This window comes from Lysobacter cavernae (assembly GCF_042648505.1).
GTDB classification, from domain to species: Bacteria; Pseudomonadota; Gammaproteobacteria; order Xanthomonadales; family Xanthomonadaceae; genus Lysobacter_L; species Lysobacter_L cavernae.
In genome coordinates this window covers 759,352-775,055 of the sequence record NZ_JBHRXK010000001.1, presented here as the reverse complement: position 1 = coordinate 775,055, position 15,704 = coordinate 759,352, and the positions used below count along the sequence as shown (strand labels likewise).

12 protein-coding genes and 2 tRNA genes are annotated in these 15,704 nt (G+C 67.5%); 6 read left to right on the top strand and 8 right to left on the bottom strand.

Features of this window, described 5'->3' with window-relative positions; translation table 11 throughout:
- Positions 1–32: 32 nt before the first annotated feature.
- From pheT to ACFOLC_RS03350, 5 genes are all read left to right on the top strand, one after another.
- Positions 33–2,426 carry a phenylalanine--tRNA ligase subunit beta gene (pheT, locus tag ACFOLC_RS03370; RefSeq protein WP_386757500.1) on the top strand — a complete coding sequence of 798 codons (2,394 nt, stop codon included), beginning with the start codon at positions 33–35 and terminating at the stop codon, positions 2,424–2,426.
- Between the two features lie 16 nt (positions 2,427–2,442).
- Positions 2,443–2,745 (top strand): integration host factor subunit alpha, encoded by a 303-nt coding sequence (locus ACFOLC_RS03365; RefSeq protein WP_386757498.1) that lies wholly within the window; start codon positions 2,443–2,445, stop codon positions 2,743–2,745.
- Positions 2,738–3,094: a MerR family transcriptional regulator gene (locus ACFOLC_RS03360; protein ID WP_386757496.1), complete on the top strand. Its 357-nt coding sequence runs from the start codon at positions 2,738–2,740 to the stop codon at positions 3,092–3,094. The genes ACFOLC_RS03365 and ACFOLC_RS03360 overlap by 8 nt, the downstream gene beginning before the upstream one ends.
- 101 nt (positions 3,095–3,195) lie before the next feature.
- Positions 3,196–3,272: transfer RNA gene (locus tag ACFOLC_RS03355), tRNA-Pro, on the top strand.
- 202 nt (positions 3,273–3,474) lie between these two features.
- Positions 3,475–4,488, top strand: a complete 1,014-nt coding sequence (locus tag ACFOLC_RS03350; RefSeq protein ID WP_386757494.1) for a TraB/GumN family protein — start codon at positions 3,475–3,477, stop codon at positions 4,486–4,488.
- Positions 4,489–4,571: 83 nt separating this feature from the next.
- Here ACFOLC_RS03350 and ACFOLC_RS03345 read toward each other — a convergent pair whose 3' ends face one another.
- The 7 genes from ACFOLC_RS03345 to ACFOLC_RS03315 form a co-directional block, all read right to left on the bottom strand.
- Entirely contained in the window at positions 4,572–7,400 is a 2,829-nt protein-coding gene (locus ACFOLC_RS03345; RefSeq protein ID WP_386757492.1) for a reprolysin-like metallopeptidase, read from the bottom strand.
- Between the two features lie 299 nt (positions 7,401–7,699).
- Positions 7,700–9,619, bottom strand: coding sequence for a 1-deoxy-D-xylulose-5-phosphate synthase (gene dxs, locus ACFOLC_RS03340; protein WP_386757961.1), 1,920 nt, complete (start codon positions 9,617–9,619; stop codon positions 7,700–7,702).
- A 116-nt stretch (positions 9,620–9,735) separates the two neighbouring features.
- Positions 9,736–10,851, bottom strand: a complete 1,116-nt coding sequence (locus tag ACFOLC_RS03335; protein ID WP_386757490.1) for a hypothetical protein — start codon at positions 10,849–10,851, stop codon at positions 9,736–9,738.
- A gap of 169 nt (positions 10,852–11,020) precedes the next feature.
- On the bottom strand, positions 11,021–11,635 hold the full coding sequence (locus ACFOLC_RS03330) for an HNH endonuclease (protein ID WP_386757488.1): 615 nt from the start codon (positions 11,633–11,635) through the stop codon (positions 11,021–11,023).
- A 117-nt stretch (positions 11,636–11,752) separates the two neighbouring features.
- On the bottom strand, positions 11,753–13,540 hold the full coding sequence (locus tag ACFOLC_RS03325) for an acyl-CoA dehydrogenase C-terminal domain-containing protein (protein WP_386757486.1): 1,788 nt from the start codon (positions 13,538–13,540) through the stop codon (positions 11,753–11,755).
- 76 nt (positions 13,541–13,616) lie between these two features.
- Positions 13,617–14,099: an NDR1/HIN1-like protein gene (locus ACFOLC_RS03320; protein ID WP_386757484.1), complete on the bottom strand. Its 483-nt coding sequence runs from the start codon at positions 14,097–14,099 to the stop codon at positions 13,617–13,619.
- 565 nt (positions 14,100–14,664) lie between these two features.
- Positions 14,665–14,740, bottom strand: a tRNA-Phe gene (locus ACFOLC_RS03315).
- 172 nt (positions 14,741–14,912) lie between these two features.
- On the opposite strand from ACFOLC_RS03315, the gene ACFOLC_RS03310 reads away from it, so the two are divergent.
- A complete protein-coding gene (locus tag ACFOLC_RS03310) occupies positions 14,913–15,365 on the top strand; it encodes a DUF6491 family protein (protein WP_386757482.1) in 453 nt (150 codons plus the stop codon).
- Positions 15,366–15,420: 55 nt separating this feature from the next.
- On the opposite strand, the gene ACFOLC_RS03305 is transcribed toward ACFOLC_RS03310, so the two are convergent.
- Positions 15,421–15,702 (bottom strand): oxidative damage protection protein, encoded by a 282-nt coding sequence (locus ACFOLC_RS03305; protein ID WP_386757480.1) that lies wholly within the window; start codon positions 15,700–15,702, stop codon positions 15,421–15,423.
- Between the last annotated feature and the right edge of the window lie 2 nt (positions 15,703–15,704).

Genomic DNA, 15,704 nt, shown 5'->3' with positions numbered 1-15,704 from the left:
TATTCCCTATTCCCCATTCCCGGCTTCACCCTATGAAATTCTCCGAAAACTGGCTGCGCCAGCATGTGCCAACCACGCAGACGCGCGAACAACTCGCAGCTACGCTGACCGCGATCGGCCTCGAGGTCGAGGACGTGACTGCGTTGGGCGAGTCGCTCGACGGCGTCGTCGTCGCGCAGATTGTCAGTGCCGAGAAACACCCGGAAGCAGACCGCTTGCAGGTCTGCCAGGTCGATACTGGCAACGGCACCGTGCAGATCGTCTGCGGCGCACCGAACGCGCGCGCCGGTTTGAAGACGCCGCTGGCGACTGTGGGCGCGAACCTGCCCGGTGGCATGGCGATCAAGGCCGCCAAGCTGCGTGGGGTCGAGTCGTTCGGCATGCTGTGCTCGGCCAAGGAGCTCGGCGTCGACCCGGATGCCTCCGGCCTGCTCGAGCTGCCCGCCGACGCGCCGGTGGGCGCGCCGCTGGCCGATTACCTGGGCCTGCCCGATGCGACCATCGAGATCAAACTGACCCCGAACCGCGCCGACTGCTTCAGCGTCCGCGGCATCGCCTTCGACGTGGCGGCTGCCTGCGGCTCCGAGGTGACGCCCTTCGACGCTGCGCCGGTGCCAGCGTCGAACGACGCGCGCTTGTCCATCGAACTGGATACCGGCGCCAAGGTGCCGCGCTTTGTCGGCCGCGCCATCGACGGCGTTGATGCGGGCGTCGCCACGCCGCTGTGGATGGCCGAGCGCTTGCGTCGCAGCGGCGTTCGCCCGATCAGTTTCCTGGTCGACGTGACCCAGTACGTGATGCTGGAACTCGGCCAGCCGATGCACGCCTTCGACCGCGACACGCTGGTCGAGCCGATCGTGGTGCGGCCGGCCCGCGTCGGCGAGCAAACCAAGCTGCTCGACGGCCGCACGGTGTCGCTGGACCCGGATTTCCTCGTGGTGTCCGACAGCCAGGGCGGCAACGGCGCGCGTGCGGTCGCCCTGGGCGGCATCATGGGCGGTTACGACACCCGCGTCACCGATGCGACGCGCAACGTGTTCCTCGAAGCCGCGCACTGGATTCCCTCCGCCATCATCGGTCGCGGTCGCAAGCTCGGCCTGCACACCGATGCCGCGCACCGCTTCGAGCGTGGCGTCGATCCGGAGCTGCCGCGCACTGCGGTCGAGTACGCGACCCGGCTGATCCTCGACATCGCCGGCGGCACGCCCGGCCCGGTGGTCGAGGCGGCACTGCCCGAATACCTGCCGCAACCGCAGCCGATCACGCTGCGCCGCGCGCGCTTGGCGCGTGTGCTGGGCCTGAGCGTGGCCGATGCCGAGGTTGAGCGGATCCTGCGCGCGCTCGGGCTGTCGGTCGAGGCAACCGGCGACGCATGGACGGTGCGCCCGCCGAGCCGCCGCTTCGATATCGCGATCGAGGAGGACCTGATAGAGGAGATCGCCCGCGTCCACGGCTACGACGCGATCCCGACCACGCTGCCGGCCGGCGCATCGCGCCTGGCTGCCCCGAGCGAAATCCGGGTCGAGGAGGGCACGGCGCGCCGTCAACTGGCCGCACGCGATTACCTCGAGGCGATCAACTATGCCTTCGTCGACGCCGACCTGCTCGCGCAGTGGGGCGCGACCGATGGGACGGTGCCGCTGGCCAATCCGCTCAGCGCCGAACTCGGCGTGATGCGCACGGCCCTGCTGCCGGGGCTGGTGGCCGCGCTGGCCCGCAACGCCGCGCGCCAGCAGTTGCGCGTGCGCCTGTTCGAGTTGGGCAACGTGTTCACGGCCGCGCCCGTCGCGGGAGGGGCGCCGGTCGAGACCAAGCGCATTGCCGCCACCGCGATCGGCACGGTCAGCTCCGAGCAGTGGGGCGCACCAGCACGCGCGGTGGGCTTCCACGACCTCAAGGGCGATCTCGACAGCCTGGCCGCACTCGCCGGCGCCACGCTCGAGTACCGTGCCTCGCAGCCGCTCTGGGCACACCCGGGCCGCTCGGCCGATGTCTGGCGCGACGGCGTGAAGCTGGGCTGGATCGGTCAGTTGCACCCGCGCCTGCAGCGGGCCCTGGACCTGGACGCTGAGGTGGTGGCGTTCGAGCTCGACCTGGCCCCGCTGCTGGTCCGACCCCTGCCGAAGGCGGTCGGGTTGTCCAAGTTCCCGTCGGTGCGCCGCGATCTGGCGGTGGTCGTCGCCGAAACCGCGCCCTGGGGCGCGATTGCCGCCAGTGCCCGGGCCGCCGCGGGGCCGGCCCTGCGCGACCTGGTGCTGTTCGACCGTTACCAGGGCAAGGGCGTGGAACCGGGTTTCAAAAGTCTCGCTATGGGCTTGATTCTGCAGGATGAATCGCGCACCCTGACCGACCGAGAGGTGGACGCGGTGGTGGGCACGGTAACCGAAGCCCTGCAACGCGACCACGCCGCGGCGATCCGCAGCTGAGGTTGAAGGGACCCAGATGGCACTGACCAAAGCTGAAATGGCCGAGCGTCTGTTCGACGAGGTCGGCCTGAACAAGCGCGAAGCGAAGGAGTTCGTCGATGCCTTCTTCGACGCCCTGCGCGAGGCGCTGGAACAGGGCCGGCAGGTCAAGCTGTCGGGCTTTGGCAATTTCGACCTGCGCCGCAAGAACCAGCGGCCGGGGCGCAACCCGAAGACCGGCGAGGAGATCCCGATTTCGGCGCGTACTGTAGTGACCTTCCGCCCGGGCCAGAAGCTCAAGGAACGCGTGGAAGCCTATGCCGGAGGCGAACATGCTTGACCCGGGCAGCAACCGCGAACTTCCGCCGATTCCGGCCAAGCGCTACTTCACCATCGGTGAGGTCAGCGAGCTGTGCGACGTCAAGCCGCACGTGCTGCGCTACTGGGAGACCGAATTCCCGACCCTGAACCCGGTCAAGCGCCGCGGCAACCGCCGTTACTACCAGCGCCACGAGGTGCTGATGGTGCGGCAGATCCGCGGCCTGCTGTACGAACAGGGCTACACCATCGGCGGCGCGCGACTGCGTCTGGAGGGCGAGGCGGCCAAGGACGAGTCGGCGCTGAGTTCGCAGATCATCAAGCAGGTGCGCATGGAGCTGGAAGAGGTCCTGCAGCTGTTGCGCCGTTGATACGACAGACATCGCGCAGGACGCCGGCAGCACATGGCCGGATCGAGCATCAAACCGCTATACTTGCCGCCCCGCTCTCGGGCGGACCATCACAGACACGTCGGGGCGTAGCGCAGCCTGGTAGCGCATCTGCCTGGGGGGCAGAGGGTCGTCGGTTCAAATCCGGCCGTCCCGACCACTGTGAATGCAAAGAGCCTGCAGCGATGCGGGCTTTTTTTGTGGGTGTGTTTTTGTGATTGGCCATGGGCGGCTCCCACCCTGCGCGTGCCGCTACGATGCGGACATCGGCCCTGCCGCAACGGTCGCAACGGTCGCAACGGTAATCCACCGATTATCGCTCACGCGCGGCCTGATGGGCGGTGAACACCCGAGGAGTGGACATGCGTTGCCTTGCCGCTGGAATGATCGGACTGGCCGTTGCCTGCGCCGGACCCGTGGCTGCACAGCAGGTGCCTGCTGCCGATCCGGCCGCGGCGCAGTCACCGATCCGCGACCTGGACACCCTGGTGGTCAGCGGTGTGCAACCCGGCCCGGGCATGTGGAAGGTCAGCCAGGGCGATCATGTGCTGTGGCTGTTGGGCACGGTATCGCCGCTGCCGAAAAAAATGCAGTGGCAATCGCGCGACGTCGAGGGTGTGATCGCACAGGCGCAGGAAGTGATCGCGCCGCCGGCGGTGAAGATCGACGCCAGGCTCGGCCTGTTCCAGCAGTTGCTGCTGGTGCCCAAGACGCTGGGTGCGCGCAAGAACCCGAATGGCGAAACCCTGCAGCAGATAGTGCCGGCGGACATGTACGTGCGCTGGCGGGTGCTCAAGCACAAATACCTGGGGCGCGACCGCGGCGTCGAACAATGGCGGCCGATGTTCGCGGCTATGGAGTTGTACCAGGAGGCGATCGAGGACACTGGGCTCAAGCCCGGTGGCGTGGTCTGGCCGGTGGTCGAGCGGGCCGCACGTCAGCACCAGGTCGCCACGACGTCGACGACGGTGAGCATCATGATCGAGGACCCCAAGGCCGCGCTGCAGGAGTTCCGCGGGACCCGGCTCGATGACCTGGATTGCTTCGGCAAGACCCTGCAGCGCCTGGAGTCGGACCTGGGAACGATGCGCGAGCGCGCCAACGCCTGGGCGATCGGCGATATCGCGGCCTTGCAGGCTTTGCCGTACAGCGACCAGAACGAGGCCTGCATGCGCGCCGCGACGCAGGCGGGCGTGCTGCGCAAGCGGGTCGGTGACATCGAGGCGCAGGTCGAGCGGCGCTGGCTATCGGCGGCGGAGCAGGCCCTGATGAAGAACGCCGTGACCTTCGCCAGCCTGCCGATGCGCGAGTTGCTGAAACCAGACGGCTACCTGGCCAAGCTGCAGGCGAAGGGCTACCGGGTCGAGGCGCCTTGAGCGACGGCCGGCCTCATCGAAGCGGCATGAAGAGAACCGCTGCCGCCTGCGCCGCCCGGGTTGGGCGGCGCGGTGCGGTTTGATCACTTGTTCGATTGCGATTTGGGCACGCTGACGGTTGCGGCATCGCTCGTCTCGTTCTGCGACCCATCCTGTGCGGTGTAGGTGGCGGTGTAGACGCGTCCGTCACCGCTGCCGACCCGCTCGCTGCGCAGGCTGAAGTCGAGGTCCGGCGTGTGGAACATCGCCCCCTGGATATCGTTGACGGTGTCGCCATCGCCGGTGCCGTTGTCGGGTTCGTCGCTGACCAGCGCGGTCAACTCGAAACTCACACCCGGGCAATTGTCGCTGGCGACAACGGTGGCCTGGATCGGCACCATCTTGTGATTGGGCGGCCACAACAGGTTCGGGTCGAGGGCCACGTCGATCTGTGGCGGGGTTTCGTCGTTGATCAGTGCGACATCAGAGGCGCTGGTGGCCAGGCCGCAGGCGTCGGTTGCGGTGACCTTGACCGTCAGCTGCGCCGGTGAGTTCAACAGGGCCGATACCAGCACGCTGCCCGACACGTCGACCTGGGTCGAGGACACCTGCTGGGTGTTGATCACCGGAGCGCCCAGGGTGAAGTTGTTGGCGGCCTTGATCAGCTCCACGCCGACATTGGCAGCCGGCAAGCCACAACTGTCGCTGGCGCTGGCATTGAACTGCACGGTGAATTCGCAGGCATTGTCGACCACGCCACTGGCGGTGTTGACGGCAACGCTGGGTGCGCTGTTGAACACGGTCAGGTCCTGGTCGTTGATGTCGAAGAAGATGTTGTCGACCGACTGCAGCTTGATGCGTGCGTTCGCGCCCGTCGTGCAAGGCACGGTGAACAAGGTGGAGCCGTCGTTCGGGGTCGCGGCGATCAGGGTGGTGTTGAAGTTCAGCCCGCCGTCGCTGGAAAACAGCGCGCTGACCTGCGGTGCGACCGCACCGCCGCCGACCTGCCACGTCAGCGGCGCCTGGCAGGCGGCCTGCAGTGAGCCACTATTCGGATTGGTGATGAAGAATGGATCGCCGCTGACATGCACGACCATGCTGTCGTAGGCGACGCCGCCGCCGCCCATGCGGTTGTCGCGCGCGATCATGCGGAAGTTCATGTCGCGATCGACCTGCGACAGGATCTCGCCCTTGCGCTGCACGCCGTCGAGCAGGTCCTGCAGCCGCGGAATGGTGCGTGACGGGTCGGGGCCGGGCGGTACCGAGCGCACGATCGGCCCGTCGGCGAGGTTGGCACTGTCGATCGGGCGCTGTGTCTCGGCGCGGTCGTATTGCTCCCAGTTGAAGGTCAGTTCCGTGAGCGACTCTTCGGCATCGGACGCCGTGCCGGTCAGCATGAACGGTGTCTGCCGCGGAATGGTGTAGTCGAGGCCGGCATCGGGGGCCGGCGCGGTGTTGCCGGTGGCGACCAGCGTGCCGCAGGTCGCACCGGTGCCGTTGAACACGTTGTCGACGATCTCGTCGAAACTGCGCGAGTGGAAGTAGGCATTCGCGCCGGCCGCATCGAGTGAGGTGTCGACGTTGTCGCTGTCGCAGATGCCACGGTAGGACATGCGGGTGGTGCCGCTGCCGGGCTCGTAGCCGCTCTCGCTGGCGCCGGCCTGGAACTCGTTGAGGCTGCAGGAACCGGCCTGCCCGGTGAAGGTGTGACGCGCGCCGAGCTGGTGGCCGACTTCGTGCGCGAGCAGGCCACCGGCGCCGACGGTGCCATTGCCGCCCATCAGGCCGGCGCCGCGGGCCTTGTGCAGGGTGTCGCTGCTGGACTGGCAGACCACGAACCAGGCGCAGCCGTTGGCGCCGTTACCGGTTTTGGCGGCGAACAGGAAACCGAGGTCGTAGTCGTCGTCGTCCAGCACCGCCTTCATGTTGTCGCGGTTGTCTTCGCGCAGGGCGCAGGCCGTCTTGACCAGGTCGCAGGTCTCGCCATTGGGCACATCGCAGTCGGCATCGGTGTTGCAGGCGTTCAGGCTGACCTTGCACTGCCTGGTGGAATTGTCGAACGGGTCGTTGGCCGGGTCGTCGTAGATCACCAGGTCGCTGACATCGGCCAGCATCAGGCGCACGCTGACCTCACTCTCGAACACGGTATTGGCCACGCCCAGGTCGGCATCCAGCCGCGACATCACGTCGTCGATGCCGTTGCCGAAATCGTTGCTCTGGAAGAACTCACCGGTGGTCGACGCGGCCAGCCGGTAGATGCGCAGCTGGTCGCCGGCCTGTACCTGGGGAAGGAGCTGCGGCGCCAGCGCGACGAAGTTGGGTACCGTCGGCGGCTCCTCGTGGTGATCGTGCTCGTCGACGTCGTGGAAGTCGTTGCCGCCATCGGTGCGGTTCTTGTCGAGGTAGCTCAGGTAGACGCGACCGCTCGCCGTCTCGACCGGGTCGAGCCGCAACAGGCCGCCCTCGGTCTGCGCCGCGATCCAGACACCACGCGTGCCGATAGAAATGTGGCCGGTGAATCCCTGGTGCTGGTCCTCGAACACGTAGTGCTTGATCTTCGGGAAGCTGGCGGCGAGTGCCGGCTCCATCTGCTGGCTGCGTGCCACGGCGATCTGGACGAACCCACCCGTGGGCCGCGGCAACCAGATCTGCGTCCGCGGCGGGATCGATCCGAAGGTCTCGCGCGGTGCGTTGGCCAGCAACGATTCGAGCAGTGCGGCATCGAGGGTCAGCGCGCTGTAGGCGGTGGGCGCCGGGAAACGCTCGGGCAGCGCGACCTCGTCGTGCACCCGCCACACGCCGTCGGGCGAGAGGCGGGTGTCGCTCGATTGGCCGACGGCGTAGGTCAGAACGGCAAGGAGCACGACGGCGGATACCAGGAGCAGCGCGCTGAGGCGGGCTCCTCCGCGCGCGATGGTGGACATGGTCGACATGGGAGAGCCCTCTCGCGGTGCATCCAGCCCGGGCCGGAGAGAGGGGCGCATGCCTGCGTGCCTGTTCCGGTCTGCCTCGGTGCCGTCGCGGAGTGACGGGCGCAGTGCGTACTCGTGGTCGCACCCGCCACGGCGGTCGACGGTCCGCTGCGCAGGCTAGCCCCGGCCTTGTTAACTGGCCGATAAGAATTCTGCCGTCGGTCGGCGCGTATCAAGGGAAAAAAACATGCCAGCGCCCGGATGATCTTCGCGGGCACTAAAACCGGTCGCGCCCAAGCGCGCCGCCGTCAGCGAGGTCGTTACACCGCGGCGCTGCGCGGACCGGCGGCGGCCAGCCCGGGCCAGCGTTGCAGCAGGCTGGTGCGGATGCCGTTGGCATCCAGGCCGGCCTCGGCCAGCAGTTGCTCGCGGCTGGCGTGGTGCTGGAACTCGTCGGGCAGGCCCAGGTGCAGGATCGGCAACTGGATGTTCTCGGCGGCCAGCAACTCGGCCACACCGCTGCCGGCGCCGCCGGCGACGACATTGTCCTCGAGGGTGACGATGCCGTCGTGGCTGCGGGCCAGCTCGAGGATCAGCGCGCGATCCAGCGGCCTTACGAAGCGCATGTTGACGACGGTCAGGCCCAGCTCCTCGCCGACCTGTTCGGCGGCCGGCACGATCGCGCCAAACGCGAGCAGGGCCAGTTTGCTGCCGCGTCGGCGCAGTTGCGCCTTGCCGACCGGCAGTGTGTCGAGCGTCGGTTGCACCGCCACGCCGGGACCGGTGCCGCGCGGGTAACGCACGGCGGCGGGGCCGCGGTAGTGGTAGCCGGTGCTGAGCATCTTGCGGCACTCGTCCTCGTCGGCCGGTGCCATCACCACCATGTTCGGCACGCAGCGCAGGTAGCTCAGGTCGAGGTTGCCGGCGTGGGTGGCACCGTCCGGGCCGACCACGCCGCCGCGGTCGATCGCGAACAGCACGTCGAGGTTCTGGATCGCGACATCGTGCACGAGCTGGTCGTAGCCGCGCTGCAGGAACGTGGAGTAGATCGCCACCACCGGCTTGGCGCCTTCGCAGGCCATGCCCGCCGCCAGCGTGACCGCGTGCTGCTCGGCGATGGCGACGTCGAAGTAGCGCTGCGGGTACTCCTTGCTGAAACGCACCAGCCCGGAACCCTCTCGCATCGCCGGGGTGATGCCGAGCAGCTTCGGTTCGGTCGCGGCCATGTCGCACAGCCACTCGCCGAACACGTCGGTATAGGTCGGCTTCTTCGTGCCGGACTTGCTGACCAGGCCCTTCTCGGGGTCGAACGGGCCGACCGCGTGGTAGCCGATCTGGTCGCCCTCGGCGAGCTCGTAGCCCTTGCCCTTGGTGGTGATGATGTGCAGCAGCTGCGGGCCCTTGAGGCCTTTCAGCGTTTTCAGCGCGGCGAGCAGGGCGGGCAGGTCGTGGCCGTCGATCGGGCCGGTGTAGTGGAAGCCGACTTCCTCGAAGAAGGTCGACGGCACGAACATGCCTTTCCAGTGCTCTTCCCAGCGTTTGACGAACCGCGCCGGCGCACGGTGCTTGTCACCGAGCAGCTTCTTGCCGCCTTCGCGGATCGCGTTGAGCGTGCGGCTGCCGGTCAGGCGGCCGAGCATGCGGGTGACGCCGCCGACGTTCTCCGAAATCGACATCTGGTTGTCGTTGAGGATCACCAGCAGATTGGGTTCGATCGAACCCGGATCCGAACCCATGCCACCGGCGTGGGCGAGTGCCTCGAACGCCATGCCTGCCGTCATCGCGCCGTCGCCGATCACCGCCACAACCTTACGTTCGTCATTGACCTGCTGCAGGGCGATCGCCATGCCGAGCGCGGCCGAGATCGAGGTCGAGCTGTGGCCGACGCCGAAGGTGTCGTACTCGGACTCCTCGCGCTTCGGAAACGGCGCCACGCCGTCCTTCTGCTTGACCGTGTGGATCTCGTCGCGGCGACCGGTGAGGATCTTGTGCGGGTAGCACTGGTGGCCGACATCCCACACCAGGCGGTCGACCGGCGTCTCGTACAGCCAGTGCAGGGCGACGGTCAGCTCGATCACGCCCAGGCCGGCGCCGAAGTGACCGCCGACCAGGGCGACCTGTTCGATCAGGTACGCGCGCAGCTCTTCGGCGATCGCCGGCAGCTCCTCTTCGGGGAACTGGCGCAGGTCGGCGGGAACCAGGATGCGGGAAAGGCGCGGATAGCGTTGCGGGTCGATCATCACGACGGGGTCAGACGGCAAGTTCGCCATTGTCCCGCCGTCGCCGGGGCCGGGCAAGGCGCACCGGCCCGGCAGGTTCAGTCTGATGAGGGATGACGTACCAGGATTGCGCTGGCTCAGCGTCCGCGCAGGCGGCCGAACAAACCGCCGGGTTTCTGCGTTTCGAGCGGATCGGGCTCGCGCTCGGGCTCGGCAAAGCCGGTGGCGAGGTTGGCGTTGACGAAGTCGGCGACCTCGGCCGTGGACACGCCACTGGCCTCGGCAATCTCGGCCAGCGTCGCCGGGCCTTTCATCATCACTGTGGCGATGCGGAAATGCTTGGGGTACTCACGCTCGGTCTGCGGCCACTTCACCATCTGGAAGCGCTGCTGCGGGTCGTACCCGGGCGCCAATACGCCGCGGCCAGCCAGCAGGTTGCCGAACCACGCCAGCCGCGACAACGGCATCGCCGCGCCCAGGCGGGTGCTTTCGCTGGCCCAGGTGGTGGCGTCGACGGCGACGAAGTCGGCGGTGCTCAGTGCGCTTTCGAAGTAAGTCGCCAACGGCTTCAGCGCGGCGGGACCGTGGTACTGGCGTTGCTCGGTATCGATCAGCACGGACTCGCTGCCGCGCAGGCGCACGCGGCCCTTGAGCCGGTCCTGGGTCAGCCAATCGAGCAGCGTGTTGCCGGGTGTGGCGGTCACCGGCGTGGGGGCGACAACGGCGGCCGGCGCTGGCTCGATTGCGGTGGGCGCTGCCACGGCGGCGATTTGCACCGGCGGTTCCGGTTCGCTGACAGCAACGTCAACGGTGCTTTCCGGCATCGGGGCAGCCACTGCGACGACCGGCGATGGTGCCGGCACGGAGGTCACGACCACCGGCGTGGGTTCGGTCGATACCGCTGCCGCAGGGGACGCAACGATTGTTTCTTGCAGTGGCACGCCCACCTGCGTCGCAATGTCGCGCAACAGCATGGCGACGCTGTGCGCGTCGAAGGGCTGGCCGAGGCGGAAGTCGGCCTGGCTGCGTTGCGCGGCGGTCAGCGCGATCACCTGCTTGCCGGCGGCGTGCAGCCGCAGCCAGCTCATCGGCCCGTACATGCTGTCCATGTCGACGACGACGTACTCGGCCTGATTTTCCGGCAGCAGCAGCCAATGGTCGCCACCCAGGCGCGTGTTGGCGGTCGCGAAGGCCGCCTGCAGGGCGGACTCCGTCGCCGGGTCCATGCCGGTCAGACCGAGGGTCAAGCGCATCGTCGCGTCCGTATCTGTTTCTATGGCTCGCGAGTGTTGCGGACGCCATTGCGGGCGTCAACGCGCGCGCTACGTCGCAAGTGGGCGCTGCAGGGCAGTTGCATGCACACCGGGGCGCTCGAACGGCAAACCGCGACTGTCGTCACGTGTAGACGGGCAGTGCCTGGTGTCAGGCCTGCAGCCGGGCGTTCTTCGGCAGCTGGCTGCGCAGGAACGCCATCTGGTCGGCCAGGATGTTGCGGTTGGACAGGATCAGGTGCTCGACCCAGCTCGGCCGGTACGGCACCGCCAGCAGGGGCATGCTGGCTTGCTGTGGGGTGCGGTTGCCCTTGCGTGAGTTGCAGTGGAAGCAGGCCGCGACGACGTTCTCCCAGATGTCACGCCCGCCCTTGGACACCGGCACGACGTGATCGCGGGTCAGCTGCGGGCGGTTGAAGTCGTGGCCGCAGTACAGGCACAGATAGCCATCGCGGGCGAACAGCGCGGCATTGGTCAGGGCCGGGGTGGGGTCGAGTGCATGGGCGCGGGCGTGGCCACGCGCGGCGACGATGGGGTGCAGTTCGATCAGGCTCTGCTCGCCGGTGAGGCGGCTGGTGCCGCCGTGCACCTGCAGGCAGGGGTCGCCGAGGGTCCAGGCGACTGCGCCGCGCACGTACAGGCAGGTCGCGTCCTGCCAGCTCATCCAGTCGAGCACCCGGCCGTGCGCGTCCAGCGAGAGCAAGCGCACGGTGTTGAGGCGTTCGAGGGGCGGGCGGATCGCGAAGGAAGGCGAGGCCGGATCCATTACGGCTCCGGTTCGGACCAGACGCAGCGTCGCTCTATCGGTCTCCATCGGGAAACCAGCTTATACGCCTTTGTTTACTTTTTGTGTACCCGCTGGTAACGAAGCCGCGATCGCGGCTCAGGCATGGCCCTCGACCGGCAGGCTGGGCAGACCGCCGATGCCGCTGTCGATCGCCGCGGCATGGGCGAGCGTGCGCGGCAGGATGCGGGCGAAGTAGAACGTCGCGGTCGCGCGCTTGTCGTCCTTGAAGGCCTGCGATTGCGCCGAGGCTTCCGCGGTGGCGACGCTGCGGGCCCACCAGTAGGCCAGGACCACGTAACCCGAATACATCAGGTAGTCGTAAGCCGCCGCGCCGATCTCGTCGGGGTTTGCGGCTGCGTTCTTGCCGACGCGCATCGTCAGCTGCTGCCATTGCGTGGCTTTCTCGCGCAGCGGGCCGATGAATTCGGCCAAGGCGGCATGATCGGCATGCTCGTCGCAGAAGCGGCTGACCTGGGCGAGGAAGGCCTTCAGCCCCACGCCCTGCAACTGCATGATCTTGCGGCCGAGCAGGTCCAGCGCCTGGATGCCGGTGGTGCCCTCGTACAGCGTGGTGATGCGTGCGTCGCGGGCGAGCTGCTCCATGCCGTGCTCGGCGATGTAGCCGTGGCCGCCGTAGCACTGCAGCGCGTGGTAGGTGCACTCCACGCCCCATTCGGTCAGGCACGCCTTGACGATCGGGGTGAGGAAGCCGACCAGGGCGTCGGCCTGTTCGCGCTCGCCAGCGTCCGCTGCGTGCTGGGCGATATCGACCTGCAACGCGGCGTCGTAGCCCATCACCCGGCCGCCTTCGACCAGCGCCTTGCAGGTCAGCAGCATGCGACGCACGTCGGGGTGCACGATGATCGGGTCGGCCGGCTTGTCGGGAAATTTGGCGCCCGACAACGCCCGCATCTGCAGGCGTTCGCGCGAGTAGCGCAGCGCGTTCTGCAAGGCGCGATCGGACAGGCCCAAGCCCTGCAGGCCGACCGCGAGGCGGGCGGTGTTCATCATGGTGAACATCGCCATCAGGCCTTTGTGCGGCTGCCCGATCAACCAGCCCTGCGCGCCGTCGAAATTCATCACGCAGGTGGCCGAACCGTGGATGCCCATCTTGTGCTCGAGGCTGCCGCAGCGAACGGCATTGACGGCGCCGGTATTGCCGTCGCGGTCGACACGCACCTTCGGCACCACGAACAACGAGATGCCCTTGCTGCCGGACGGCGCATCCGGCAGGCGTGCCAGCACCAGGTGGACGATGTTGTCAGTGAGATCGTGGTCGCCGGCGGTGATGAAGATCTTGGTGCCGGTGATGGTGTAACTGCCGTCGGCCTGCGGTTCTGCGCGGGTCTTGAGCAGGCCCAGGTCGGTGCCGCAATGCGGCTCGGTCAGGCACATCGTGCCGGTCCAGCGGCCTTCGACCAGTGGCTTGAGGAACACCTCCTGCTGCCAGGCTTCGCCGTGGTGCAGCAGCGCCTCGGTGGCGCCGTGCGACAGCAGCGGGAAGTTGCCCCAGGCCAGGTTGGCCGCGTCGATCATTTCCTTGAGCGGCACGCCGGCCGCGTGCGGCAGGCCCTGGCCGCCGAATTCGGCCGGTGAGGTGAGCCCGGCCCAACCGCCATCGACGTATTGCGCATAGGCCTGCTTGAAACCCGGCGGCGTGGTCACCGCGCCGGTGGCCTGATCGAGGCTGCAACCCTTGCGGTCGCCCTCGCTGTTGAGCGGCGCCAGCACGGTCTCGGTGAAGCGCGCGCCTTCCTCGAGCACGGCATCGAGCACGTCGCGCGTGGCCTCGGTGTAACCCAGGCGTTGGAACGTGGCTTCGGCACCAAGCACGTCGAACAGGACGAAGCGCATGTCGGTCAGGGGGGCTTGGTAGCTGCTCATCGGGATTTGCTCATCGGGATCAGGATCCGCGCGGGGCGCGGCTTGCGCGCCGTAAGGCGGAAATAAAGTAAGGAAGTCAGCGCAACACGCCGGGCAGGCCCGGCGCCGGGCTCAACGCGCTGCTGCGCTTGATGTCGAAGCTGCGCAGCTTGCCCTGGTCGGGTGTGGCATCGATGTGGCCTTCGAGCGTGTAGGACACGCCGCGGCCGGCAGCCAGTGCCTCGGCAACGGCGAGCTTGGCGGCCGCCTGCGGCTTCACCACGACGGTGATGATGTCGGCCGACTCGGGCCCGATCGACAGCGCCGGCTTTGCCTGCAGTTGGCCCGCGGCGTCATCGCCCAGGCGCAGCGCCAGATCGAGCGAATCAAAACGCATCGGGATGCTGCTGAAATTTTCGATGCGCAACTCGGCCGACCAGCTGCCGTCGGCGCGCACGGTGAGCTGCTGGATGCGCGCGGACGGTTCCGAGACGCGGCGCACCGGACCAGTGGAGCAGGCGGCCAACAGCAGCACACACAGCGCCAGTCCTGTCCAACGCATCCAACGCTTCGCCTTCATGCCGCCGCTCCACCGTGATGGGATCGCGAGCATACTACGGCGCACGGTGCTGGCAGCAGCGTGGCATGGGTCAATGCGATAGCTTTAGGCAGACGGCTTAAGGCGTAGCGGCGGGCGCAATGGCCTGAGCGAGCAGGGCCAAGACGGCTACCGATGTCCACACAGCGAGGTGGCGCAACAGGGAGCCGAACGCGCGCCGACGACGTGTGACGAACGTGGAAGAGGCAACCAGGGTTTGGCGGTTTTCAGTTAGGCCGGATTGACCGGCATCAGGCATGGCCATCGGTGAGCACGTTCCCGCACGTGAGATGAAGCGCCCCGGCCCAGCTTGATCACCCGCTCACGGTGACGGCCATGTTCCTTTGCAGAGCGGCATCCATGCCGGCGCATCGGCCGGGCTGCCGGGGCGGAATCAGGATCGCGCCCGCGCCGCTCGTAGTCCATCGGGCAAGCGCTCGGGCTCGTGTAGGAATTTTCTGACAACGCAGACACCGGCCTAGTGGCGCCGATCCAATGCAAAAAGGGTCGCGCCTGCGCGCAACCCTTCGTGTCTCCTGCATAACAATGGTGGCCGGGGAGGGAATCGAACCCCCGACACGGGGATTTTCAATCCCCTGCTCTACCAACTGAGCTACCCGGCCATTCCGCAACAGGCCGTGGCCTTGCGAGGAGCGGAATGATACGGATGCCAAACGCGGCTGGCAAGCCGCACATGCGCTGAACGGGCGTGCGGCGACCACTTGGAACGGCAGCGGGCGGGTGCATCATGGCGGCAGAACCCGTGCCCGCAGCGGTTTCTGCAGGGAGTCGAAGATGAAACGTGCGCTGTTTGTCGTGCTGGCCCTGTTCGCGATGAGCGCCTGCGCCAGTGATCCCAGAGTGAGCGACGCCGACCGCCTGGCGTTGTACCGCGCCAATGCCGGTGCGCCGGTCGACAATTTCCAGTACTTCGGCAGCCTCAACGGCTGGACTCCGCTCGGCACTACCGCGCTGGCGGTGTGGACGCGACCGAGCCAGGCCTATCTGCTCGAGCTCAACGGCACCTGCAACGATCTGGACTTCGCCAACGCCATCACCATCACCAACCAGTTCGGGCGCGTGTACAAGCGCTTCGACAAGGTGATCGTGCTCGGTCGTGGTATCGACCGGATTCCGTGCTGGATCAAGGAAATCCGCCCGATCGACACCAAGGCGCTGAAGCAGGCCGAGAAGGACAAGCGTGCGGCGCAGACCGCCGAGCGCGAGGGCGATAAGCCCGCCGATTGAGCAAGAGTGTTTGTGCGCCGCGTGCCCATCACGGGCCGCGGTGCGGCTCACTGGTTCAGTTGCCGGAGTCTGCGGGCGGTACGTAACCGGCCGGTTTGGCGGCGTCGCCGCCGAACAGGAATTTCTGCATCTCGTCTTCGAGGAAGGCGCGGTGCTTGGGATCGAGCGGCGACAGCCGGTTCTCGTTGATCAGCATGGTCTGGTGCGCCAGCCACGCCGCCCAGGCGCTCTTGCCGATGTGGGCGAACACGCGCTTGCCGAGTTCACCCGGCCAGGGCACGAAGTCGAGGCCTTCGGTCTCGCGTTGTTCGTATTCGCAGTAGACGGTGCGGGGCATCG

Coding starts and splice junctions, on each gene's coding strand:
- ACFOLC_RS03310 (WP_386757482.1), top strand. CDS start 14,913: ATGAAACGTGCGCTGTTTGTCGTGCTGGCCCTGTTCGCGATGAGCGCC.
- ACFOLC_RS03360 (WP_386757496.1), top strand. CDS start 2,738: ATGCTTGACCCGGGCAGCAACCGCGAACTTCCGCCGATTCCGGCCAAG.
- ACFOLC_RS03305 (WP_386757480.1), bottom strand. CDS start 15,702: ATGCCCCGCACCGTCTACTGCGAATACGAACAACGCGAGACCGAAGGC.
- ACFOLC_RS03365 (WP_386757498.1), top strand. CDS start 2,443: ATGGCACTGACCAAAGCTGAAATGGCCGAGCGTCTGTTCGACGAGGTC.
- ACFOLC_RS03345 (WP_386757492.1), bottom strand. CDS start 7,400: ATGTCGACCATGTCCACCATCGCGCGCGGAGGAGCCCGCCTCAGCGCG.
- ACFOLC_RS03335 (WP_386757490.1), bottom strand. CDS start 10,851: ATGCGCTTGACCCTCGGTCTGACCGGCATGGACCCGGCGACGGAGTCC.
- ACFOLC_RS03320 (WP_386757484.1), bottom strand. CDS start 14,099: ATGAAGGCGAAGCGTTGGATGCGTTGGACAGGACTGGCGCTGTGTGTG.
- pheT (WP_386757500.1), top strand. CDS start 33: ATGAAATTCTCCGAAAACTGGCTGCGCCAGCATGTGCCAACCACGCAG.
- ACFOLC_RS03350 (WP_386757494.1), top strand. CDS start 3,475: ATGCGTTGCCTTGCCGCTGGAATGATCGGACTGGCCGTTGCCTGCGCC.
- ACFOLC_RS03330 (WP_386757488.1), bottom strand. CDS start 11,635: ATGGATCCGGCCTCGCCTTCCTTCGCGATCCGCCCGCCCCTCGAACGC.
- dxs (WP_386757961.1), bottom strand. CDS start 9,619: ATGATCGACCCGCAACGCTATCCGCGCCTTTCCCGCATCCTGGTTCCC.
- ACFOLC_RS03325 (WP_386757486.1), bottom strand. CDS start 13,540: ATGAGCAGCTACCAAGCCCCCCTGACCGACATGCGCTTCGTCCTGTTC.